This is a genomic window from Streptomyces sp. NPDC086777 (assembly GCF_040702065.1).
Classification (GTDB): Bacteria; Actinomycetota; Actinomycetes; order Streptomycetales; family Streptomycetaceae; genus Streptomyces.
This window is the reverse complement of sequence record NZ_JBFBJI010000044.1, coordinates 1-23,353: the sequence shown is the minus strand read 5'-3', so window position 1 is coordinate 23,353 and position 23,353 is coordinate 1. Positions and strand designations below refer to the sequence as shown.

Sequence of the window (23,353 nt, the reverse complement as noted above, 5' to 3'; positions counted from 1 at the left end):
CCCGGGAAGACCAGCGACCGCCACCCGGTCACGGAGGTGTTCCGTGCTCACCGGGCGCAGGGCAGGGGCACCGATGCCCCCGCGAACTATCGCGCTGATCACGCCACCAAGGCTATCGCTCCCGACCGGGGGGCCGTCATGAGCCGTATGTGTACAAAACAGGGGGCGGAACTTTGACGTTCTGCACAGGGACACCGCGCCGGCTCGGCCGACATGGGGGTGTGGGGTGGCTGAAAACCGTTGGTGATGGTGCGGATGCGTGGGGGCTGGTCGCGCAGCGCCTCCCCCAGCCTTCGGCCGAGGGAGGCACCCTGCAAGCGCAGGCAATCGTCCCCGCCCCCGGCCCCAACCCACCCGGGCGGCTCACGCCACCAAACGCTGCGCCTCCTCGACCGCCTCCGCCAGCGAGTCCACGACCGGTACCCCGGCCTCCTCCAGGCTCGCTCTGCCGTGCGACCCCCCGGTGTACAGCACCGCCTTCGCCCCCGCCGCCCGCGCCGCCACCGCGTCGTCCGCCGCGTCCCCGATCACCACGGTCCGCCCCGGCCGCACATCCGCCAGCTGCCGCAGGTGCCGCACCATGTGCTCGGCCTTGCTGCCCCCGGAGGGCCCGACCCGCCCGTCCACCCGTACGAAGTGCGGCTCGATCCCGAAGCCGCGCACCAGCGGGACCAGCTCGTCATGCACGTACATGCTCAGCAGCGACTGGCTGCGCCCCACCGAACGCCACCCGGCCAGCAGCTCGGCCGCCCCCTCGGTCAGGCCGCACCTGGCGCGGTGCTCGGCGTAGTACCGGTGGAAGATCACGTCCATGACCTCCCACTCGGCCTCCGTCGGCAGCCGCCCCATCAGCCGCTCGTAGAACTTCGGCACCGGCACGCAGTACAGCGCCCGGTACTGCTCCAGCGTGATCGGCGCCAGGCCCAGCTCGGCCGAGGCCGCGTTCGTCGCCCCGATGATCGCGTCGTTGTCATGGAACAGCGTCCCGTTCCAGTCCCAGACAATGTGTGCGCTTTCGTGCTTCCCCATGCCAAAAACGCTACCCGCCACCAATGACAATCAAGACCGCAGGAACATCACCGCAGGTCACGGACGTCCCGCCGGGCCCCGTGGGCCGCGCCTCAGCCGTCGAGCCCCACCAGGTTCGGGATCTCCTGTGTGGCGTACCAGAGCAGTTCGTGGTCCTCGGCCCCGTCCACGACGAACTGCGCGTCGTCGTCACCGCCGTCCGCGGCCGCCAGCGCCCCGGCGGCCGCCGTCACGTCCTCCTCGGCGTCGTCGGAGTCGACGTGCACCGAGGCCGCCCTGGCCAGCGCCACCGTCCCGGACACCCGGACCTCGCCCAGCGCCGCCGGGTCGAGCCCACTGTCCGGGTCCGCCGCGGCCGACCCGTCGGGCACGTCGACGGCGACCACGACCCGGCGCCGCATCGCGTCCGGGTCGGCGGCCAGCAGCCGCAGGGAGGCCAGCGCGGCCCGGTTGAGCGCGGCGTACTCCAGCTCTTCCATGTCGTCGGAGAGGTACCACTCGCGCAGCGCGGGCGTGACGGCGTAGGCGGCGAACGAACCGGTCCCCAGCTCGCCCGTCCTGTGCGCCTCGGCAAGCCCGGGGAGGGTCAGGGGGACGTAGACGCGCATGGCTGGGCCGCTCTCTTCCGGGCTCTTCACTTCTGCTTCGGGCATGGCCTCCGGAGAAGGCCTGGCGCCGTCCGGAGGGCCTTCAGGATACGTGCGCGCGTCCCCTTTCGGGTCCCGGGCGGTGACGTCGGGGGCGTCCACCCCGCGCCCGTGGATTCACCCGGTACCACCGCCCGCCCAGCGGGTCTGCGGCACCTCCGACCACTCGGATAGGTGAACCTTTCCGGGCCCCCGACACGGACCGCCCCGCCTTGCTGTCGCCGTCCCGGCCCCGTACAAGATCCGTAACCCAAAGTTACCGCCCGGTACCCGCCGGGCCCGCCGAACGGGGACCCCCATGAACAAGGTCATGACCAGGACCGCCCAGCTCCGCCCGGCCACCCGGCCTCCCGGTCGCCGCGACTCCCGCCGTCCCGGCGCCCCCTCCTCCCGCCGGCCGCTCACGCCTCCGGCGGCCCCGCCGGGCCCCCGGCCCACCGACCTTTTCGCGGAGCGTCTGCTGGCCGTCCTGAGCGGCCGCCGCCCCGTCCACTGGATGCTCCGGCACACCGCGGGGCAGGCCTACGACGACCTGGCCCGCCTCGCCGAACGCGGCCCCCTGCGCACCCGCGGCACCGACCCCGTCGTGAGCGACATCGGCTACTACGTCCCCCGCTCCGGCGCCCTGGAGGTCTTCGCCCGCATCGCCGCCGGCGAACGGCTGCGCGCGCTGGCCTTCCGCCTGGAACAGGGCGCGGACCTGCGCTGGCGCTGCACGGCGGTGGAGATGGGCGGTCCCCGCCCGTCGCACGGCCCCTGACGGCCGGAGCCCGGCCGGGCCGCCCGCCGTGACCACCCCGTGCATGCCGAAGGGCCGGCCCCCCTTCTGCAGGGGACCGGCCCTCGTGAAGCGTTCGCCGGCGCGGGTGTTACTTCCTGCGGCCGCGGCGGCTCTTCGCCTGCTTGCGGCGCTCGGCGCGGGTCAGGCCGTCGGCCTCGGAGCGGGCCGGCTCGTCGTCGTAGTCGAAGTCGCCCTCGACGATGCCGCCCTCGCCGTCCACCGTGGCGGCCGAGAAGTGCATGCCCCGCCGCTGCGGCGCCTCGAGACCCTTCGCGCGGATCTCGGGACGGGAGCCCGCCTGCGCCGGTACCGCGTCCTGGACGCCCTCCGCGGCCTCGATGTCCTCGACCGGGACCTCCTCGACCTGCTGCTCGACCTGGACCTCCAGGTTGAACAGGTAGCCGACGGACTCCTCCTTGATGCCGTCCATCATCGCGGTGAACATGTCGAAGCCCTCACGCTGGTACTCCACCAGCGGGTCCTTCTGGGCCATCGCGCGCAGGCCGATGCCCTCCTGGAGGTAGTCCATCTCGTAGAGGTGCTCGCGCCACTTGCGGTCCAGGACCGACAGCACGACCCGGCGCTCCAGCTCACGCATGATCTCGGAGCCGAGCTGCGTCTCACGCGACTCGTACTGCTCGTGGATGTCGTCCTTGATGGACTCGGAGATGTACTCGGCGGTCAGGCCCGCACGGTCGCCGGCCGCCTCCTCCAGCTCGTCGACGGTGACCTTGACCGGGTAGAGCTGCTTGAAGGCGCCCCACAGGCGGTCGAGGTCCCAGTCCTCCGGGAAGCCCTCGGCGGTCTCCGCGCCGACGTACGCGTCGATCGTGTCGTCCATGAAGTGCTGGATCTGCTCCTGCAGGTCCTCGCCCTCCAGGACGCGGCGGCGCTCGCCGTAGATGACCTCGCGCTGGCGGTTGAGCACCTCGTCGTACTTCAGGACGTTCTTACGGGTCTCGAAGTTCTGCTGCTCGACCTGCGACTGCGCGGACGCGATCGCGCGGGTGACCATCTTGTTCTCGATCGGCACGTCGTCCGGCACGTTCGCCATCGACATCACGCGCTCGACCATCTGCGCCTTGAACAGGCGCATCAGGTCGTCGCCGAGGGAGAGGTAGAAGCGGGACTCGCCGGGGTCGCCCTGACGGCCGGAACGGCCACGCAGCTGGTTGTCGATCCGGCGCGACTCGTGCCGCTCGGTGCCGAGGACGTAGAGCCCGCCGAGGTCCTTGACCTCCTCGAACTCCGCCTTGACCGCCTGCTCGGCCTTCTCCAGGGCGGCGGGGAGGGCCTGCGCCCACTCCTCGATGTGCTCCTCGGGGTCGAGGCCGCGCTGGCGCAGCTCCGCCTCGGCGAGGTCCTCGGGGTTGCCGCCGAGCTTGATGTCCGTACCACGGCCGGCCATGTTGGTGGCCACCGTGACGGCGCCCCTGCGGCCGGCCTGGGCGACGATCGAGGCCTCGCGCTCGTGGTGCTTGGCGTTGAGCACCTCGTGCTGGATGCCGCGCTTGGAGAGCTGCTGCGAGAGGTACTCCGACTTCTCCACGGAGGTCGTGCCGACCAGGATCGGCTGGCCCTTCTCGTGCTTCTCCGCGATGTCGTCGACGACCGCCTCGAACTTGGCGACCTCGGTGCGGTAGATCAGGTCCGACTGGTCCTTACGGACCATCGGCCGGTTCGTCGGGATCGGGACCACGCCGAGCTTGTAGATCTGGTGGAACTCCGCGGCCTCGGTCATGGCCGTACCGGTCATGCCGGACAGGCCGGGCTGCTCCTTGCCGCTGTGGTCGTGGCGCTTGTAGAGGCGGAAGAAGTTCTGCAGGGTGATCGTGGCGAGGGTCTGGTTCTCGTCCTTGATGTCCACCCCTTCCTTCGCCTCGATCGCCTGGTGCATGCCCTCGTTGTAGCGGCGGCCGGCGAGGATACGGCCGGTGTGCTCGTCGACGATCATGACCTCGCCGTCGAGGACGACGTAGTCCTTGTCCTTCTTGAAGAGCTCCTTCGCCTTGATGGCGTTGTTCAGGTAGCCCACCAGAGGCGTGTTGACCGACTCGTAGAGGTTGTCGATGCCCAGCCAGTCCTCGACCTTGGAGACGCCGGACTCGTGGATGGCGACGGTGCGCTTCTTCTCGTCGACGTCGTAGTCGCCGGTCTCCTCCTGGCCCTTGAGCGGGTTGCCGGCCTCGCCCTTCTTCAGGCGCAGGACCAGCTTGGCGAAGTCGCCGTACCACTTGGTGGCCTGGTCGGCCGGGCCGGAGATGATCAGCGGCGTACGGGCCTCGTCGACCAGGATGGAGTCGACCTCGTCGACGATGGCGAAGTTGTGGCCGCGCTGGACGAGCTCGTCCTGGGCCCACGCCATGTTGTCGCGCAGGTAGTCGAAGCCGAACTCGTTGTTCGTGCCGTACGTGATGTCGCACGCGTACTGCTCGCGGCGCTGGGCCGGCGTCATGTTGGCGAGGATGCAGCCGACGGTGAGGCCCAGGAACTTGTGGACGCGGCCCATCATCTCGGAGTCGCGCTCGGCCAGGTAGTCGTTGACCGTGATGAGGTGGACGCCCTTGCCCGCCAGCGCGTTGAGGTACGCGGGCAGGGTGCCGACGAGGGTCTTGCCCTCACCGGTCTTCATCTCGGCCACGTAGCCGAGGTGGAGGGCCGCGCCGCCCATGATCTGCACGTCGTAGTGGCGCTGGCCGAGGGCGCGCTTGGCGGCCTCGCGGACGGTGGCGAACGCCTCGGGGAGCAGGTCGTCGAGGCTCTCACCGTCGGCATAGCGCTGCTTGTACTCATCGGTGAGGGCCCGCAGCTCGGCGTCGGAGAGGTCGACGAAGTCCTCTTCGATGGAGTTGACCTGGTCCGCGATGCGGTGCAGCTTGCGCAGGATCTTGCCTTCGCCTGCACGCATGATCTTCGAGAGGACGGACACGGGGGTTAGTCTCCTTGCCGGTCGGGCCTGGGAGGGTCGGTTTCCATTTGACGTACTGAGCAACGGCCATCGTATGCGAGGACCCGGCCGTGTCGGGAGGCCTGTCGCCCCGAGGACCGTCCGCCGCTTTCCTGCGGGCCCTGCGAGCCCGTTCCACGCTTCACAGGGACAACGGCCGCGGCACACGGATAGTGCCGCGCCGGAGCCAGGAATTGCGCGAAATGTGATCACTCGCTCACACAGAGCGAAACCGATGGCGTACCGGACGGCATGGCGAGGAGAATCAGCCGATGGAACCCGTCACGCTCACCACCCCTCGTCTGCTGCTGCGCGCGGTCGGCCCGCAGGACACCGACGCGGTGTACGCGGCCGTCCAGGATCCCGAGATTCAGCGCTGGACGACGATTCCTTCGCCCTACCTCGCCGAGCACGCCCGCAGCTTCACGGAGCAGATGGTCCCCGACGGCTGGTCCGAGGGCTCGATGTTCACCTTCGGCGTCTTCCTGCCCACGGGCGGGCTGGCCGGGATGCTCGCCCTGACCATGCGCTCCCTGGGGACGGCCGAGGTGGGTTACTGGACCGCCAAGGAGCACCGCGGCCACGGCTACACCACCGAGGCCACCCTCGCGGCCGCCCGCTGGGCGTTCACACGGATGGCGATCGACCGGGTCGAATGGCGTGCCGAGGTCGGCAACCACGCCTCCCGCGTGGTCGCGGAACGCGCCGGCTTCACCGTCGAGGGCACCCTCCGCTCCTCTCTCAACAACAAGGGCGTACGACGCGACTGCTGGGTCGGCTCGCTGCTCCCCTCGGACCTGGGCCTGCCCTCCGCGGCGCCCTACCTGCCGGCCCCCTCGCAGGACTGAGACCCCAGCTCCTGCCGGGCTGTCAGTGCCACCCTCTATCGTCCGACCCATGACGACCCTCCCGCGCCCCGCCGCCACCCTCTCGGCGGACGAAGCCCGCCGTATCGCGCTGAAGGCACAGGGCTTCCTCGGCGCCCCCGACCGCCGTGCCGGCGTCCGGGGCGTGCTCCGCCACCTCGGCGCGGTCCAGCTCGACACCATCTCGGTCCTCGCCCGCTCCCACGAGCTGATCCCGTACGCCCGCCTCGGCCGGGTCGGCCGCAGAACGGTCGAGGCCGCCTACTGGCAGACCGGGACCTCGGACGCGTCTCCGGCACGACCGCACGCCTTCGAGTACTGGTCGCACGCGGCCTGCATCCTCCCCATCGAGGAGTGGCCGCACTTCGCCTTCCGCCGCCGGGCCTACCGCGACCGCCCGCACTGGAGCCACGACCTCCCCGCAGGCGCCTACGACCAGGTGATCAAGCAGCTGCGCAGCGAAGGCCCGCTGACCGCGACGGAGTTGGGCGGCGCGAAGAAAACCAGCGAGTGGTGGGACTGGTCGGGCACCAAGGTCGCCGTGGAGCGCGCCCTGATGTACGGCGAGGTGGTGTGCGTCCAGCGGCGCGGCTGGAAGCGGGTGTACGACCTCGCCGAGCGCGCGGTCCCGGCCGCGCTGCTCCACGACGAACTGGACGACGCCGAGTGCCTGCGCCGCCTGGTCCGGCTGGCCGGGCAGTCGCTGGGCGTCGGCACGCGCGCGGACATCGCCGACTACCACCGGCTCAAGGGCGAGCAGGTCGACGCGGTGATCGCCGACTCGGGTCTGGTCCCGGTGGAGGTGGAGGGCTGGGGGAAGCCCGCCTGGGCGGACCCGGCGGCCCTGTCCGCACCCCCGCGCGGCCGGCACCGTACGACGCTGCTCTCCCCGTTCGACTCGCTGATCTGGGACCGGGCACGCACGGAGCGGATCTTCGGCTTCACCCACCGCCTGGAGGCCTACGTCCCGAAGCCGAAGCGGGTGCACGGCTACTACGCGATGCCGGTGCTGGCCGGGGGCCGGCTGGTGGGCCGGGTGGACCCCGCCCGCGAGGCGGGCGGCGTCCTGGTGGCCCGCCAGGTCACGCTGGAGGGCCCGAAGGCGGTCCCGGCGGTGGCCGAGGCGCTGGTCGAGGCGGCGAGCTGGGTGGACTGCACGACGGTGCGCGTGGAGCACGTGGACGCCCCCGAACTGCGCGAGCCGCTCCTCAGGGAAGTGACCCGCGCCCTGATCGCCGCGCTGCGCTGACCGTCACCCGCGCCGGGGCCGCCGCGGCCGCCCCGGACCGCCTCAGCGGATTTCGAGGATCTTCTCCCGCATCGCGTAGACCACCGCCTCCATCCTGGAGTGCAGCTGCAGCTTCTCCAGGATGTTGCGCACATGGTTCTTCACGGTGTTCTCGGAGATGAACAACTCCTTCGCGATGTCGCGGTTGTTCATCCCGGTGGCGACCAGCTTGAGCACCTCGAGTTCACGGTCGGTCAGCCGCGGCGCCGGCACCAGCCGGCGCTCGTCGGTGCGCTGGATCATCGACTTGAACTCGGTGAGGAGTTTCGACGCCATGGACGGGCTGATCTGCGACTGCCCGTCGGCGACCGCGCGGATGGCGGTGGCCACCTCGTCGGTGGAGATCTCCTTGAGGAGGTATCCGGTCGCGCCCGCCTTGATCGCGTCGTAGAGATCGGCCTCCTCGTCGCTGATCGTCAGCATGATGATCTTCGCGCTGGGCGCGACCTCCTTGATGGAGGTGCAGGCCTCGATGCCGCCTCGCTTGGGCATCCGGACGTCCATCAGCACGATGTCGGGCAGCAGGTCGGCGGCCTTGTCGACGGCCTCCGCGCCGTCACCCGCCTCTCCGACGACCTGGATGTCCTCCTCGGCGGCGAGCACGATCTCCAGTCCGCGGCGGAAGAGGGCATGGTCGTCGACGACAAGGACCCTGATCGGTTCCTTGCGTGGAGTACCGCCCGCGTCCGGGCCCATGCCGACGACGCCGCCGCCGGCATCACCGTCCCGCATCGGTCCGAAGCTGTCCGCCATCGTTCCTCCCCCTGAAGGCTGTGGCCTGTGGTGCTGTGCCATCCGCCAACCCAAGGCAGCGGCCCACCGGTTGGGCCGCCCTGGCCATGATTCCATGTCCGGGCGTCAACGGGGTGACCGAGCGCGGCGCGAAGTGGTCGCACACCGGTGCCCCTGGGGGCGCACGCGCGCGTCCAGGGGCACAGGCTCACCTGCCGACCGGGCCGGTCAGCCGCCCAGCGTGCCGCCCGCCGCGGGCGGTTGCGCCTGGGCGACCATCGGGTCCGTGTTGAGGTGGATGACACCGTAGTCGTACGCGTGTCGCCGGTAGACGACACTCGGCTCCTTGGTCTCGGAGTCGACGAACAGGTAGAAGTCGTGTCCGACCAGCTCCATCTCGTAGAGAGCCTGGTCGAGGGTCATCGGGGCGGCCACATGCGTCTTCTCGCGGACCACGAGGGGGCCTTCGCCCTGCACCTCGAGGGACCCCATCTTCTTGGTGGGCACTCCGTCCGCGTCCTCGGGGTGGACGGGGGTGCCGTTCCCGTTGAGCGTCGCCGCGTCCGGGACGTGGTCGGGGACCTCGGCCGCCGAGATCCGCCGCGCACCGCGGCGGGAGAACCGCTTGTCGTGCTGCTTGCGCAGCCGCGCGTCCAGCTTCTCCGCCGCCAGGTCGAGTGCCGCGTACGGGTCACTGGCCGCTGCCTCCGCCCGGATCACCGGACCGCGGGAGCGGAGCGTGATCTCCACCCGGTCGCAACGGTCGGCCTGTCGGGGGTTGGGCTCCTTGGACACCTCGACGTCGAGGCTGATCACCTTGCCGTCGAGCTTCTGGATCTTCTCCAGCTTCAGCTTCTCGGCCACGTGCTTGCGGAACCGCTCGGGCACCTCGGTCTTGCGGCCCTTGACGACGATGTCCACGCAGAACTCCGTTCCCGGATCACTCCGCTGCACTGCGGAGCATCTCCCTTTTTGCACCCAGCTCCGGTGAACCCCGGAGCCTCGGACTCGGCGACTTCACCTCCTCCTCCCCCATGGGCAAGATCTGCACCCCAGCACCGCGATGATTGCGGAAAACCCGCGGCACGGCATTCGGATTGGGGAGGCATGGCCTGCGGCTTTCTCCCTCACAACCGAACATATCTCGCCCGGACGGATGTCGTCACCCTCTACTGATGCGTACCTCCATTCAGGTGAATTGACCCCGTCACTACCTGCAACGATGTACGTTCACGGTCAGTTCCGGTTCATTTCGAAAGAATCCGGAGCGGCCGCGACCACAGCGGCACGGACCGGTCCCACAAGGCCGTTCACCTCGGCCAATACCGATGCGTTGCGTCCCCACTTCACCCGCTCTTCCGCCGGTCCGGTCTTCCGTTCCTCCCTTCCTTCCCAGGCCGCGCGCCGATACACAGCCGTCCTCGCCTCTCCTGCCCTTTCGGCCCCCTCGGCCCCCTCGGCCCCTGCCGTCTCCCGCACCGCACGCGCCGCCTCCGCGAGGGTGGCGCCCGTGGTGACGAGGTCGTCGACGAGGAAGACCCGGCCCCCGGCCAGCAGCCGGGCACCACCCGCCGTCACCTCCAGCGCGCCCGCGAGATTCGCGTACCGCTGCCGGGCGTTGAGCTCCGACTGGTCGGCGACGGCCCGCCGCTGCCGCAGCACCGGGACCACCCGGGCCGGGACCCCGGCCCGCCGCAGCTCCGCGGCCGCCGCGAGGGCGATCCGCCGCACCGGATCATGTCCCCGTGCCCGCACCGCCCACGGCGCGGACGGCACGGGGACGAGCAGCACGGGCTCGTCCGGGCCGGCGCCACCCGCCCTACGGCTCCACGAGGCGACGATCCGGACCGTCCGACCGTCCCGAAGGCCGGCCGGGCCGTCCCGGAAGCCGTCCCGCAGCCCGGCCCGCACCGCTCCCGCCAGCGCCGCGCCCAGCGTCCCGGCCAGCGCCAGCGCACCGCGCTCCTTGTGGGCGAGGAGGGCCGCCCGTACCTCGTCCGCGTAAGGCGCCGCCGCGTACACCGCCGGCAGCCCGGACGGCTCCGGCACCGGTCGCACCCGGCGCGGTACGGCCCCGCTCAGGGCGGCACGGCACCCGTCGCAGAGCACCGTGCGAGGCGTTCCACAGCCTCCGCACTCGGCCGGTAGCACCAGGTCGGTGAGGTCCTGCCACCACCCCCGCATGTGCCCACTGTGCCAACGACCGGCCCGACCGGCCACCCCTGTGGACAACTGCCTGTGGACAACTACACGAGACACGCACAACCCGTCACCCACACGGGTGAAAGGGGGCGTTGCCCTGCCGGAGGACGGTTGCCCGGGGCGCCCAACGGCCTCGCCCACGCCCGATGGCCCCCGTCCACGTCCGATGGCCCCCCGTCCACGTCCAACCCCAGCGTTCACGCCCAACGGCTCCCGTCCGCACCGATGCGAACGGCCGCCCCGCCGGCTCGACGCCGGACCGGGACGGCCGTTCACCGACGGCGCGGGGCTCAGCCCGGGTAGATCGGCGCCGACCCGTCCTTGACCACCTTCTGCCACTGGTCCCCGGACGGCAGCCGGACGATCCCGTCGTCCTGCGAGTCGGCCACCAGCGGCACCCGGTCGTCCTCGGACGCGGCGATCGCCAGGACACCCGTGAGCGCCGCGGGCGCGGGCCCGTCCGGCGTCGAGCCGTCGACCTGGATGTACCGCGTCTGCTGCACACCGCCCTGCTCGCGCCCGACCACCACGAGCCTGCTGTCCCCGGCCCAGGACATCGCGGTGACCTCCTCGGATCCGGGGGTCGCGGAGCGCAGTTCGAGGACCGAGACCTCCTGCTGGTCGTCGGACTTGGTGCGCTCGACCCGCCCGACGAGCAGCGACTGCTTGCCGTCCTTCTCGACGACGAGCGCGATCCGCACCCCGTCCGCGGCGACCCGCACGTCCTCGATACGGCCGTCCAGTTCGGGCATCTGCACGGTCACGGGCTGGCCCACGCCCTGCACCAGCATGTACAGCTGCGGCTTGGCGGGATCGCGGTCGGCCACCCACAGGTCGCCGCGGGCGTCCCAGCTCGGGGCCGTCAGCCGGTCGTCCTCGGTCGCACCGTGACTGGTCAGCACGGCGTTGCCCAGCGAACCGTCCGACGCGAGCGAGGTGACGTACAGGGACCTGCCGTCGCTGGTGACCCCGGCCGCCGTCCGCTCGTCGCGGGCGACCGCCACCGACCGCAGCGGCTTGGTGCCCACGCCGAACGGGCCCGGTACCGCGACCGCGCTGGTGCCGGCACCGGCGTCGGTGCCGGCACCTCCGGTCGGCATCCGCACCAGCCGGTGCTTGCCGTCGAGGAAGTACAGGTAGTCGGGGCGCTTGGTGGAGGCACGCCAGGCCGTCGACTCGGCCTGCTCCTCGGTGATGTCGCACATGTGGGCGCCGCTGACGGACTGCAGCGCGACCGAGTCCACGGTGGGCGTCAGGTTGCGCAGCGTGAAGAGCAACTGGGTCGCCATCTCACCGCACTTGACCGCGCCGATCCGGGACGCCTTCACGTTCAGCGGCACCGTGAGCCGGTTCTGGTCGTCCGGCGTCAGCCCGGACACGCCCTTCTTCAGCGCCGCACCGGTCGGGAAACTCGACCGGACCACCGGGCGGAGCCAGGTGGTGGGACCGCTGAGCAGCGAACGCACCAGCTGGGTCGTCGGGTCCACCCGGCTGCGCACGAAAACGGGGTCGGCGACGGCCACCGGCTGCCCGGTCTCCCCCGCCGACGTGTCCGAGGCGAAGTAGTACTTGTCGACCGACGTGTAGTTGCGCTGGAAGTCGGACCTGCCCATCACGACACCCTGCGGCAGCGAGTCGATGCGCCACTGCCCGCTCTTGGCGTCCCTCGTCAGATGCACGGTCCTGCGGTACGCCCCGTCCGCGGGCGCGTACGCCTGCTGCGCGTCGACGGTGGCCACCCGGCTGCCCTGGAGCGTGTAGGTGATGCTGCTCGTGCCCTCGCGGCCGGCCGGGCGCGGGTCCGTCTGAATGCTCGGCCCGTTCGCCAGCACCATGGCCTGCGACTCCGGCCGCCAGGTCTTCGCGGCGGCCTTGGTCAGGTACTTGCGTGCCGTGTCGTAGTTGGGATCGTCGCTGGTCAGGGCCTCCAGAAAGCCCTGCACGATCTCCGTGGACGAAGCGTCCTGCTGCGGCGGCATGGCGAAGACCCGCACCTGCGTGTCCTGCCGCGGCGTCGACTCGACGTCCCGCAGGTCGCCGCTGTCCGGCATGGAGGCACAGCCGGCCAGAACCACGGTCCCACAGGCGGCGTACGCCACCGCGCGCGCCATCCGGCGCCGGGCGCTCCCCTCGCGGTCAGCGCCCACGAAATGCCTCCCCTGGCTTGTTCGACTCGTCCGCCCCGGCACCGCCCCTACCCGCCTCGGGCGGGCCCTCCTGACGCTGGACGCCCTGGGCCGGCCGGGGCACCACGCGCGCGCCGTTGCCGGGCAGCGCGGTCGGGTCGGCAGTGGGGGCCACAGCGGCCATCCGCTGCGTCATCGGCGCCAGCGACGACGCATGGCCACCACCGGGCTGCACCGGCACGGTGGCCAGCTTGTCCTCGGCGCCGCTCGGCAGACCCGCCTGGCCGAGCCCCCGGTTGCGCCGGGAGTCCTTGGGCTCCAGGGGTATCGGCGAGCCCCGCAACGGCTCGTCCGCCGTCCTGGGGAGCGTCAGCCGGAACTGCGAGCCGCCGCCCGGTTCCCCCCACGCCTGCAGCCAGCCGCCGTGCAGTCGCGCGTCCTCCAGGGCGATCGACAGCCCCAGACCCGTACCGCCGGTGGTACGCGCGCGTGCCGGGTCGGCCCGCCAGAAGCGGCTGAAGACCCGGGTCGCCTCGCCGGGCTTGAGCCCGACGCCGTAGTCGCGCACCGCGATCGCGACCGCCCCGCCCGCCGAGGCCAGCTTGACGACGACGTCCTTGCCCTCGCCGTGCTCGACGGCGTTGACGACCAGGTTGCGCAGCACCCGCTCCACGCGCCGGGCATCCGCCTCGGCCACCACGGGCTGCAGGTCGCCGAGCACGCGTATGTGTGTGCCCTTGCGCTCCGCGAGCGGCGCGGCCCCGCTGACCACGCGCCGTACGACCTCCCTGAGGTCTATCGGCTCCGCCTCCAGCGCCGCCGCGCCCGCGTCGAAGCGGCTGATCTCCAGCAGGTCGGCGAGGAGCGACTCGAACCGGTCCAACTGGTCGGCGAGCAGCTCCGCGGACCGCGCGGTCACCGGGTCGAAGTCCTCGCGGGCCTCGTGGATGACGTCGGCCGCCATCCGGACGGTCGTCAACGGCGTCCGCAGCTCGTGCGAGACGTCCGAGACGAACCGGCGCTGCATCCGCGACAGTTCCTCCAGCTGCTGGATCTTCAGCTGGAGGTTCTGCGCCATCTTGTTGAAGGCCTCGCCGAGCCGCGCGATGTCGTCCTCGCCGGTGACCTTCATCCGCTCCTGGAGCCGCCCGGCCGACAGCCGCTCGGCGATCCCGGCCGCCATCCGCACCGGCGTGACGACCTGCCGTACGACGAGCCAGGCGATGGCCCCGAGGAGAACGACGACGAACAGCCCGGCGGTCGCCAGCGTGCCCTTGACCAGGCTGAGGGACTTCTCCTCCTGGGTGAGCGGGAAGAGGTAGTACAGCTCGTACGGATCGTTGTTCGGATCGCTGACCTGCTTGCCGATGACCAGCGCGGGCTGCGACTCCTTGTCGTCCGTGTAGATGATCCGGGTGTAACTCTGCGCGGCCGTCGTGTTGCCGTTGATCCGCGTGCGCAGGTCGTCGGGCACGCTGGCCGTCGGGTCGACCTGCCCGGAGGCACGGGTGCGCCCGCCCCCGCTGTTGTTGTCGCCCGCAGGCAGCGTGACCACGTCGAAGGCGCCCTGGCCACCGCTGGAGAGGGACTCGACGAGGTCGCTCATCCACGAGGTGACGTTCTGCGACTGCCGGCCGTCCGCCGACACCGCGGTGTCACCGGTACCGGTCGCGGCCTCGTCGGCCTTCTGCTTGGCCACCGCGAAACCACCGGTGGCCTGGCTCTGCGAGGCCTTCACCTTGGCGTCCAGCAGGCCGTTGCGTACCTGCCCGATGACGACGAAGCCGAGCAGCAGGACGACGCCCAGCGACATCAGCAGGGTCGTGACGACGACCTTGAGCTGGATGTTGCGCCGCCACAGCCGCATGACCGGCAGCAGCGGCCGTCGCACCCAGCGCATGAACAGGCGCAGCACCGGACTGCCCTGAACCCCGCCCTGAAGCAGACCACCCTCGAAGAGCAGCCGCCAGCGCGTACCGAACCGCTTCCCGCCGACAGGCCGCTCCGGACGGTCCCCGGACCGGCCGGGGGCCGAAGCGGCACTGTCACCGGACATGTCAGCTCGGTCCCGCCTTGTATCCGACACCACGGACGGTCACCACGATCTCCGGCCGCTCCGGGTCCTTCTCGACCTTGGAGCGCAGCCGCTGGACGTGAACATTGACGAGACGGGTGTCCGCCGCGTGCCGGTAGCCCCAGACCTGCTCCAGGAGCACCTCCCGCGTGAACACCTGCCACGGCTTGCGGGCGAGCGCGACCAGCAGGTCGAACTCCAGCGGGGTCAGCGCGATCGACTGCCCGTCCCGCTTCACCGAGTGCCCGGCCACGTCGATGACCAGGTCACCTATGGCGAGCTGTTCCGGCGCCGGCTCCTCCGACCTCCGCAGCCTCGCCCGGATCCGGGCGACCAGCTCCTTCGGCTTGAACGGCTTCACGATGTAGTCGTCCGCGCCCGACTCCAGGCCCACGACCACGTCGACGGTGTCGCTCTTCGCCGTGAGCATCACGATCGGCACCCCGGACTCCGCCCTGATCAGGCGGCACACCTCGATACCGTCCCGACCGGGCAGCATCAGGTCCAGGAGCACCAGGTCGGGCTTGGTCTCACGGAAAGCGGCCAGCGCCTTGTCGCCGTCGGCTACGAAAGACGGCTCAAAACCTTCACCACGCAGCACGATGCCGAGCATCTCGGCCAGTGCGGTGTCGTCGTCGACGACAAGGACTCGTCCCTTCATAAACGACATCATCCCATTCTCATAACGGTGAAGGTTACGCAGGTGACCAGGGTCACCGGCCAGTGACGATAGCCGCAGGGGGCCGTCACTGTCTGCCCCCGTCCGCCAACGTCGATGCCGGCGGTAGATGTCAGGCGCTGCGCAGGTGAGCACGCCGTTCTTGCCAGCACCGGCACCGCACCCTGCGGAGAGGCCCAGGGTCCAGCCATGAAGTTGACTCTGAAGGTCTCCGTGGTCCCGCCCGGTTCGCCGGCCTCGGTGTCCTCATCGTCTGCCGCTCAGGCGGCAGACGCCCGACCCTCGACCGGGGCGGACCGCTTGCCCAGGTTTCGCCAGCCGATGGCGCCCAGAACGGGGAACAGAACCAGGACGGCCAACCAGCCCACTTTGGGCAGCAGCCGAATGCGCGCCGCGGGGGTCCTGACGCAGTCGGCCAGGGCATAGACGTACAACGCCGCAACGATCACGTACATCGCGTAAACCAACATCGAGTCACCTCACGTGCAAGGGCGAACGCCCATCCGCGTGCGACTCGGCCCGGCCCCACCAACGGACGATATTACCGGGCGTCTCGTCACTACCCGGATGCGCACGACCATGCTTCGTGAGCGCGCGCCGAGCACGGGACGCCCGCGGTTCGAAGATCCGGACGGGCACGTCTTCATTCCGCGGACGGCACCACGTGATTACGGCGGTGGGCCGGCTCGACCACCTGCTTCGGCAGCCGGCTCGGATTCGGGAACTGGGAGCCGACCGGTCCGACTCCGACACCCGTTGATGTCGCCGCTGGATGTCACGGCCCCTTGGCCCGCGAATCGCCGCAGGTGGAGGGGCCGTTCCCGTCGGTCGAGCCGACATCATCCCAATGGCTAAGTCGTCACCCGGCGCGACCTGGCACACAGCTCCGCGAGAGCCTCTGCCGTCACGGGAGAGACAGCGCCCTCCTCGGTGACGATCGCCGTCACCAACTCGGGCGGCGTCACGTCGAACGCCGGGTTGTACGCCTGGGTCCCCAGGGGTGCCACCGGAATCCCGCCCCCCGCTCCCGTCACCGGCACCTGCGGTGCTATGAGCTCGGTCACCTCGTATCCGGCGCGCTGTTCGACCTCGATGGAGGCCCCGTCCGGTGTCTCCGGATCCACCGTCGTCAACGGCGCCACCACGATGAACGGCACATGGTGATACCGCGCGAGCACCGCAAGCGGATAGCTCCCCACCTTGTTCGCCACCGATCCGTCGGCCGCGATCCGGTCCGCCCCGATCAGCACCGCGTCCACCTCCCCCGCCGCGAACAGCGAACCGGCCGCGTTGTCGGTGAGCAAGGTGTACGCCATGCCGCTGCGAGCCGCCTCGTATGCCGTCAGGCGAGCGCCTTGCAGCAACGGACGTGTTTCGTCCACCCACAGCCGCCGCAGCCGCCCCGCCCGATGCGCCCTGAGGGCCACCGCGAAGGCCGTGCCCTCCCCTCCCGAGACCAGCGACCCGCTGTTGCAGTGGGTGAGGATCCGGTGCCCTCCGCCGGGCAGCAGCTCCTCCAGCAGCGCCAGCCCGTGCCCGGCCATCCGGGCGCTGGCCTCGGCATCCTCCCGGTGCAGCGCCCGCGCCGCGCCCAGCGCCGCCGCGGCCGCCGCCCCGCCGTCCCCGCTCTCGGCCAGAGCGGACCGGTACGCCGACACGGCCCTGCGCACCCCGGCGGACAGGTTCACGGCCGTGGGCCGGGCACCCGACAGCGCAGCCGCGGCCTCGTCCACGTCGAAGCCCCGCACGGCGGCGAGCGCCACCCCGTACGCCCCCGCTATCCCGAGCAGTGGCGCACCGCGCACCGCCAGCGAACGGATCGCCTCGACCAGCGCCGACGCGTCCGTGCACACCAGCTCGACCTCCTCCGTCGGCAGTCTGGTCTGGTCGAGAAGGACCACCACGGGACCTTCGGGCGGCTCCTCCCACCGGATCACTGGCATTCCCGTCGGCCGCTTGTCCTCGCCGGTTTGCGCGTACTGATCAGCCATGGACTCAGTCTGCCCCGTATCCGGCGGACCATTGAAGGTGCACAGCCTCCACCGCGGCAGGTCACTGGGCGCCCACCCCATGGCACGATGGCAGCCAACCTGCCGCCGCGCTCGCGGACGGGCACCGTGAAGGAGCTTCGATGAACGACACTCCGGGCTGGGCCTCGCCCGGATCCGCCCCGTCCGACGGGCGGGAACCCGGCGCGTCCGCCCCTGCCGACCGCCCCGTCCCCGCAGGACCTGCCGAACCGCCCGCCGATCAGCCGGGCACGGATCCACAGGGCTCCGGCTCGCAGTGGTCCAAGGAACAACCGCCGCCCGGCCAGTGGTCCGCGCCCACCGGCGCCCCGGCACCAGGCCAGGCACCGCCGCCCCCACCCCCCGGACCCGGCTGGGGCGGGCAACCCCCCGGCGGCGGCTACGGCGGGCCCGGAGGCTACGGCGGAGGACCCGGCGGATACGGCCCGCCCGGCGGATACGGAGCCTGGGGCGGCGGCTGGGGCGGTCCCCCGCCCGCCGCCAAGCCCGGCGTGATCCCGCTGCGCCCGCTCGGCGTCGGCGAGATCCTGGACGGCGCCGTCTCCACCATGCGCACCTACTGGCGCACGGTCCTCGGCATCTCGCTGACGGTCGCCGTCATCACCGAGGTCGCGGTGATCCTCCTCCAGGGCCTCGTCCTGAACGACACCGAGACCACCGACGCCCTCAACGACCCGAGCGCCTCCCTCACCGAGATCAGCCGCGCCGCCGGCGAGGTCGCGCTCAGCTCGGGCGCGGTCCTGCTGATCACCCTGGTCGGCACCATCATCGCGACAGCCCTGCTGACGACCGTCACCAGCCGCGCCGTACTCGGCAAGTCCGTGACCATCGGCGAAGCCTGGCGCGACGCCCGCTCGCAGGTCCTCAAGCTGTGCGGCCTCATCCTCGTGACCGGGCTCATCGCGGTCGGAGTCCTGCTCGTCGGCGCACTGCCCGGCATCGTCGTCGCGCTCGCGAGCGGCCCGAGCGGAGCCATCGCCGCCCTGCTCATCGTCGGCATCCTCGCCGGCGTCGTGGTCACCGTGTGGCTGATGGTCCGCTTCTCGCTGGCCTCGCCCGCCCTGATGCTGGAGAAGCAGGGCATCACCAAGTCCCTGGGCCGCTCCATGAAGCTCGTCCGCGGCTCCTGGTGGCGGGTCTTCGGCATCCAGTTCCTCGCCTCGATCATCGCCAACATCGTCTCGTCGATCGCCGTGATCCCCTTCACCCTCATCGGTGCCTACGCAGGCGGACACGGCCTCACCGGCTTCCTGGAGAACACCAACAACAACTACGGCTGGACGTTCCTCGTCATCAGCGGCATCGGCTCGGTGATCGGCTCCATGCTCACCTTCCCGATCAACGCGGGCGTCACCGTGCTCCTCTACATCGACCAGCGCATCCGCCGCGAGGCCCTCGACCTCGAACTGGCCCGCGCCGCAGGCGTCGAGAACGACGGCGCCGGCACCCCCGGCACCGTCCCGGGGAGCTGATGCGGTGAGCCTGACGGGGGGAGTCCTCGCAGCGGTGCCCGCAGCCCTGCCGCGCGCCGCCGAGGAGGCCGTACGAGGCCTGTCGCGAACCGGACTCGCAGCGCTGCCGGCGCTGGCCGGCTCGGACGGCAAGCCACCCGTGACCATCCCGCGCGAACCCGCACGGGAGGCGGCGCGGCATGAGCTGTCCAAGCGGATGTACCACGAGAACGACCCGGGACTGTTCCAGCGCGCCCTGAACGCCGTCCTGGACTGGGTCGACCGCCTGCTCTCCGCCGCCGCGTCCGCGACGCCCGGAGGCGCGCTCGGCCTGGTCGTCGTGGTCCTGGCCGTCATCGCCGTCCTGGGCGCCCTGTGGTGGCGCCTGGGCACCCCCCGCCGCCGGCCCGTCTCCGCCGCCACCCTGTTCGACGACCGCCCCCGCAGCGCCGCCGAACACCGCGCGGCCGCGGAGGCACACGCCGCCCAGGGCCACTGGAACCAAGCCCTCCAGGAACGCATGCGCGCCGTCGTCCGCGCCCTGGAGGAACGCGCCCTGCTCGACGCCCGCCCCGGCCGCACCGCCGACGAGGCCGCCGCCGAAGCGGGCCGCGCCCTGCCCGCCCACACCGACCGGCTGCGCGCCGCGGCCCTGGAGTTCGACGACGTGACGTACGGCGGCCGCAGGGCGACCCAGGCGTCGTACGAGCGCATCGCAGAGCTCGACCGCGACCTGGAACGCACCAAGCCGATCCTCACCAGCACCACCCACAGCGCGGCCCACAACAGCCGCCAGGGGGCCGCCGAATGACCACCAGCGTAGCCTTCCCGGCCACCTCCACCGCGCCCACCACCCGCCAGGTGTGGACCCGCACCCGCGGCATCGTCCTCGCCGTGGTGCTCGTCCTCGCCGGAGCCGTGGCCATCGCCGTGATCCGCTCCGACACCCGGCACGGCGACCTCGACCCACGCTCCGCCGACCCCTACGGCAGCCGCGCCGTCGCCGAGCTCCTCGCCGACCGGGGCGTGGACACCCGCGTGGTCACCACCCTGGCCGAGGCCCGCGCCGCGGCCGGCCCCGACACCACCCTTCTCGTCGCCGTCCCCGACCTGCTCACCCCGCACCAGCAGTCCCTGCTGCAGAGGTCGGCGGCCCCGTCGGGCGGCCGCACCGTCCTGGTCGCGGCCGGCAGCACGTCGGTCGAACGGCTCGCTCCTGGCGTCACCGCCGACCCCGCCAACAGCGTCCGCTCCACGCTCGACCCGCACTGCACCCTGGACGCGGCCCGGCGGGCCGGCAGCGCCGACACCGGTGGCATCCGCTACACCACCACCCACCTCGACGCCAACACCTGCTACCCCAGCCAGCGCCTGGCCACGCTCCTCCGCATCCCCGCGGCCTCCGGAAACGGAGACACCATCGTCCTGGGCGCGCCCGACATCCTGCTCAACGACCGCCTCGACAAGCAGGGCAACGCCTCGCTCGCCCTCCAACTCCTCGGCTCGCGCACCCATCTGGTCTGGTACCTCCCCTCGCTCTCCGACGCCACGGCCACCGACACCGGCGACCAGAAATCCCTGTTCGATCTGCTGCCCTCCGGCTGGCTCTGGGGCACACTCCAGCTCTTCATCGCCGCCGCCCTCGCCGCCTTCTGGCGGGCACGCCGGCTCGGCCCCCTCGTGCCAGAGAAACTCCCCGTGGCGATCCGCGCCTCCGAAACCGTCGAAGGCCGCGCCCGCCTCTACCGCAAGGCCAGCGCCCGCGACCGCGCGGCCGCCGCTCTTCGCTCCACCGCCCGCACCCGGCTCGCCCCTCTCGTGGGCGTCCCCGTCTCCCAGGCGCACGCGCCCGAAGCCCTGCTCCCCGCCCTCTCCGCACACCTCCACGGCGACGGACAGGCCCTGCAGGCACTGCTCTTCGGACCGCCGCCCGGCGACGACGCGGCCCTCATCACTCTCACCGACCAGCTCGACGCCCTCGAAAGAGAGGTACGCCGTCCATGATGGACCCGACCACTGACAACGCCGGGAACACCGGGAACCCGGCCGACGCCCGGGCCTCCCTGGAGGCCCTGCGCGCAGAGATCGCCAAAGCCGTGGTCGGCCAGGACCCCGCCGTGACCGGCCTCGTCGTCGCCCTCCTGTGCCGCGGACACGTTCTCCTTGAAGGAGTCCCCGGAGTCGCCAAAACGTTGCTCGTCCGCGCCCTCGCATCCGCGCTCGAACTGGACACCAAGCGCGTCCAGTTCACCCCCGACCTCATGCCGAGCGACGTCACGGGCTCCCTCGTCTACGACACCCGCACCGCCGAGTTCTCCTTCCAGCCCGGCCCGGTCTTCACCAACCTGCTCCTCGCGGACGAGATCAACCGGACCCCGCCCAAGACCCAGTCCTCCCTCCTCGAAGCGATGGAGGAACGCCAGGTCACCGTCGACGGCGTCCCGCGCCTGCTCCCCGACCCGTTCCTGGTCGCCGCCACCCAGAACCCCGTCGAGTACGAGGGCACGTATCCCCTTCCCGAAGCCCAGCTCGACCGCTTCCTCCTCAAACTGACGATCCCTCTCCCCTCCCGCCAGGACGAGATCGACGTACTCACCCGCCACGCCGAGGGCTTCAACCCGCGCGACCTGCGCGCCGCCGGCGTACGCCCCGTAGCGGGCCCCGCCGACCTCGAAGCCGCCCGCGCGGCGGTCGCCAAGACGAACGTCTCCTCCGAGATCACCGCGTACGTGGTCGACATCTGCCGCGCGACCCGCGAGTCGCCGTCCCTCACCCTCGGCGTCTCCCCGCGCGGCGCCACCGCCCTCCTGGCCACCTCACGCGCCTGGGCCTGGCTGACCGGCCGCGACTACGTCATCCCCGACGACGTGAAGGCCCTCGCCCTGCCGACCCTCCGCCACCGCGTCCAACTCCGCCCCGAGGCCGAGATGGAGGGCGTGACCGCCGACTCCGTCATCAACGCGATCCTCGCCCACGTCCCGGTCCCCCGCTGATGCCCCTCACCGGACGCGCCGCCCTCATCGCGGCCATCGGATCGATCCCGATCGGCATCTGGGGGCCGAGCTGGACGGGCATCCTCGCCGTCGACGGCCCACTGGCCCTCGCCTGCGCCTGCGACTTCGCCCTCGCGGCTCCGGTACGACGCCTCTCGCTCACCCGCGCCGGCGACACGTCCGCCCGCCTGGGCGAGACGGCGGACGTCACCCTGACGGTGACCAACCCGTCCGGGCGCCCCCTCCGGGCCCGGCTCAGGGACGGCTGGCCGCCCAGCAGTTGGCAGCCGGGCACCGAGGTCGAGGCCTCGCGCCACCAGCTGACCGTCCCCCCGGGTGAACGCCGGCGCGTCACGACCCGCCTGCGCCCCACCCGCCGCGGCGACCGCCGGGCGGACCGCGTCACGATCCGCTCCTACGGCCCCCTCGGCCTGTTCTCCCGCCAGAGCGGCCACCAAGTGCCCTGGACTGTACGGGTTCTGCCCCCCTTCACCAGCCGCAAGCATCTGCCGTCGAAACTCGCCCGATTGCGTGAGCTCGACGGCCGCACCAGCGTCCTGACCCGCGGCGAGGGCACGGAATTCGACAGCCTCCGCGAGTACGTTCCCGGCGACGACACCCGCTCCATCGACTGGCGGGCAACGGCCAGGCAGTCGGCGGTCGCGGTGCGCACCTGGCGTCCCGAGCGCGACCGGCGCATCCTCCTTGTCCTCGACACCGGACGTACCTCCGCCGGCCGGGTGGGCGACGCGCCCCGCCTGGACGCGTCCATGGACGCGGCACTCCTCCTGGCGGCCCTCGCCTCACGCGCGGGCGACCGTGTGGATCTGCTCGCCTACGACCGTAGGGTCCGCGCTCTGGTCCAGGGCCGGGCGGCAGGCGACGTCCTCCCCTCCCTGGTCAACGCGATGGCCACGCTGGAGCCCGAGCTCGTCGAGACGGATGCCCGCGGCCTCACCGCCACGGCACTCCGCACGGCCCCGCGGCGTTCCCTGATCGTCCTGCTCACGACGCTGGACACCGCTCCGGTCGAGCAGGGTCTGCTTCCGGTGCTCTCCCAGCTGACCCAACGGCACACGGTTCTCCTCGCCTCGGTGGCCGACCCGCACATCGCCCGCATGGCGACGGCCCGTGGAGACGCCGATGCGGTGTACGAGGCAGCGGCGGCCGCGCAGGCGCAGAGCGAACGGCACCGGACCGCGGAGCAACTCAGCCGACACGGAGTGACGGTCGTGGACGCGACGCCGGATGACCTCGCTCCCGCGTTGGCGGACGCGTATCTGGCGTTGAAAGCCGCGGGCCGGCTCTGATTCGCGGACGGCAGGGGCCGCAGCCGGCCTCTGCCGGTTTCTACCGGAGCTCTCAAAAGCCCGTAAACGCAGAAAGGCCCACGCCAATGGCGTGGGCCTTTCCCAATATTTGTTCGGCGGTGTCCTACTCTCCCACAGGGTCCCCCCTGCAGTACCATCGGCGCTGTGAGGCTTAGCTTCCGGGTTCGGAATGTAACC

The 23,353-nt window shown here is 71.5% G+C and carries 19 protein-coding genes and 1 rRNA gene; 8 read left to right on the top strand and 12 right to left on the bottom strand.

Going from position 1 to position 23,353, the window contains the following annotated elements; translation table 11 throughout:
• Positions 1 to 363: 363 nt before the first annotated feature.
• Complete coding sequence (locus tag AB0472_RS38975) at positions 364 to 1,029, bottom strand: HAD family hydrolase (RefSeq protein ID WP_366363915.1); 666 nt, start codon at positions 1,027 to 1,029, stop codon at positions 364 to 366.
• A 92-nt stretch (positions 1,030 to 1,121) separates the two neighbouring features.
• Positions 1,122 to 1,637: a hypothetical protein gene (locus AB0472_RS38970; protein ID WP_366363976.1), complete on the bottom strand. Its 516-nt coding sequence runs from the start codon at positions 1,635 to 1,637 to the stop codon at positions 1,122 to 1,124.
• A gap of 337 nt (positions 1,638 to 1,974) precedes the next feature.
• Here AB0472_RS38970 and AB0472_RS38965 point away from each other — a divergent pair, with 337 nt between their 5' ends.
• Positions 1,975 to 2,436: an Rv3235 family protein gene (locus tag AB0472_RS38965; RefSeq protein ID WP_366363913.1), complete on the top strand. Its 462-nt coding sequence runs from the start codon at positions 1,975 to 1,977 to the stop codon at positions 2,434 to 2,436.
• A gap of 109 nt (positions 2,437 to 2,545) precedes the next feature.
• Here the strand turns inward: AB0472_RS38965 and secA are convergent, their stop codons facing one another.
• A complete protein-coding gene (gene secA / locus AB0472_RS38960; RefSeq protein WP_366363911.1) occupies positions 2,546 to 5,386 on the bottom strand; it encodes a preprotein translocase subunit SecA in 2,841 nt (946 codons plus the stop codon).
• A gap of 290 nt (positions 5,387 to 5,676) precedes the next feature.
• Between secA and AB0472_RS38955 the strand changes: the two genes are divergently transcribed.
• Together AB0472_RS38955 and AB0472_RS38950 are read left to right on the top strand one after the other, a co-directional pair.
• The gene (locus AB0472_RS38955) at positions 5,677 to 6,252 is read left to right on the top strand and encodes a GNAT family N-acetyltransferase (RefSeq protein ID WP_366363909.1); all 576 of its coding nucleotides are present in this window, start codon (positions 5,677 to 5,679) and stop codon (positions 6,250 to 6,252) included.
• A 49-nt stretch (positions 6,253 to 6,301) separates the two neighbouring features.
• On the top strand, positions 6,302 to 7,519 hold the full coding sequence (locus AB0472_RS38950) for a crosslink repair DNA glycosylase YcaQ family protein (protein ID WP_366363908.1): 1,218 nt from the start codon (positions 6,302 to 6,304) through the stop codon (positions 7,517 to 7,519).
• 42 nt (positions 7,520 to 7,561) lie between these two features.
• Here the strand turns inward: AB0472_RS38950 and AB0472_RS38945 are convergent, their stop codons facing one another.
• From AB0472_RS38945 to mtnA, 8 genes are all read right to left on the bottom strand, one after another.
• Positions 7,562 to 8,311 carry a response regulator transcription factor gene (locus AB0472_RS38945; RefSeq protein WP_366363906.1) on the bottom strand — a complete coding sequence of 250 codons (750 nt, stop codon included), beginning with the start codon at positions 8,309 to 8,311 and terminating at the stop codon, positions 7,562 to 7,564.
• 207 nt (positions 8,312 to 8,518) lie between these two features.
• Entirely contained in the window at positions 8,519 to 9,244 is a 726-nt protein-coding gene (gene raiA, locus AB0472_RS38940; RefSeq protein WP_366363904.1) for a ribosome-associated translation inhibitor RaiA, read from the bottom strand.
• A gap of 282 nt (positions 9,245 to 9,526) precedes the next feature.
• Positions 9,527 to 10,474 (bottom strand): ComF family protein, encoded by a 948-nt coding sequence (locus AB0472_RS38935; protein ID WP_366363902.1) that lies wholly within the window; start codon positions 10,472 to 10,474, stop codon positions 9,527 to 9,529.
• Between the two features lie 308 nt (positions 10,475 to 10,782).
• Positions 10,783 to 12,639, bottom strand: coding sequence for an LpqB family beta-propeller domain-containing protein (locus tag AB0472_RS38930; RefSeq protein ID WP_366363900.1), 1,857 nt, complete (start codon positions 12,637 to 12,639; stop codon positions 10,783 to 10,785).
• Positions 12,629 to 14,674 (bottom strand): MtrAB system histidine kinase MtrB, encoded by a 2,046-nt coding sequence (gene mtrB / locus AB0472_RS38925; protein ID WP_366363898.1) that lies wholly within the window; start codon positions 14,672 to 14,674, stop codon positions 12,629 to 12,631. The genes AB0472_RS38930 and mtrB overlap by 11 nt, the downstream gene beginning before the upstream one ends.
• A 1-nt stretch (position 14,675) precedes the next feature.
• Complete coding sequence (mtrA, locus tag AB0472_RS38920; protein WP_015659998.1) at positions 14,676 to 15,365, bottom strand: two-component system response regulator MtrA; 690 nt, start codon at positions 15,363 to 15,365, stop codon at positions 14,676 to 14,678.
• A 266-nt stretch (positions 15,366 to 15,631) separates the two neighbouring features.
• Positions 15,632 to 15,841, bottom strand: coding sequence for a PLDc N-terminal domain-containing protein (locus AB0472_RS38915; RefSeq protein WP_366363896.1), 210 nt, complete (start codon positions 15,839 to 15,841; stop codon positions 15,632 to 15,634).
• Positions 15,842 to 16,222: 381 nt separating this feature from the next.
• Positions 16,223 to 17,362 carry an S-methyl-5-thioribose-1-phosphate isomerase gene (gene mtnA / locus AB0472_RS38910; RefSeq protein ID WP_366363894.1) on the bottom strand — a complete coding sequence of 380 codons (1,140 nt, stop codon included), beginning with the start codon at positions 17,360 to 17,362 and terminating at the stop codon, positions 16,223 to 16,225.
• A gap of 140 nt (positions 17,363 to 17,502) precedes the next feature.
• On the opposite strand from mtnA, the gene AB0472_RS38905 reads away from it, so the two are divergent.
• From AB0472_RS38905 to AB0472_RS38885, 5 genes are read left to right on the top strand one after another with little or no spacing between them, the layout of a single operon-like run.
• Positions 17,503 to 18,873: a hypothetical protein gene (locus AB0472_RS38905; protein WP_366363892.1), complete on the top strand. Its 1,371-nt coding sequence runs from the start codon at positions 17,503 to 17,505 to the stop codon at positions 18,871 to 18,873.
• 4 nt (positions 18,874 to 18,877) lie between these two features.
• Positions 18,878 to 19,663, top strand: a complete 786-nt coding sequence (locus AB0472_RS38900; protein ID WP_366363890.1) for a DUF4129 domain-containing protein — start codon at positions 18,878 to 18,880, stop codon at positions 19,661 to 19,663.
• The gene (locus AB0472_RS38895) at positions 19,660 to 20,856 is read left to right on the top strand and encodes a DUF4350 domain-containing protein (RefSeq protein ID WP_366363888.1); all 1,197 of its coding nucleotides are present in this window, start codon (positions 19,660 to 19,662) and stop codon (positions 20,854 to 20,856) included. Before AB0472_RS38900 ends, AB0472_RS38895 begins: the two co-directional genes overlap by 4 nt.
• Positions 20,856 to 21,845, top strand: coding sequence for a MoxR family ATPase (locus AB0472_RS38890; protein ID WP_366363974.1), 990 nt, complete (start codon positions 20,856 to 20,858; stop codon positions 21,843 to 21,845). The genes AB0472_RS38895 and AB0472_RS38890 overlap by 1 nt, the downstream gene beginning before the upstream one ends.
• Complete coding sequence (locus AB0472_RS38885; RefSeq protein WP_366363887.1) at positions 21,845 to 23,155, top strand: DUF58 domain-containing protein; 1,311 nt, start codon at positions 21,845 to 21,847, stop codon at positions 23,153 to 23,155. Before AB0472_RS38890 ends, AB0472_RS38885 begins: the two co-directional genes overlap by 1 nt.
• A gap of 111 nt (positions 23,156 to 23,266) precedes the next feature.
• Here AB0472_RS38885 and rrf read toward each other — a convergent pair.
• Positions 23,267 to 23,353: ribosomal RNA gene (gene rrf / locus AB0472_RS38880) — 5S ribosomal RNA — on the bottom strand; the annotation flags it as partial.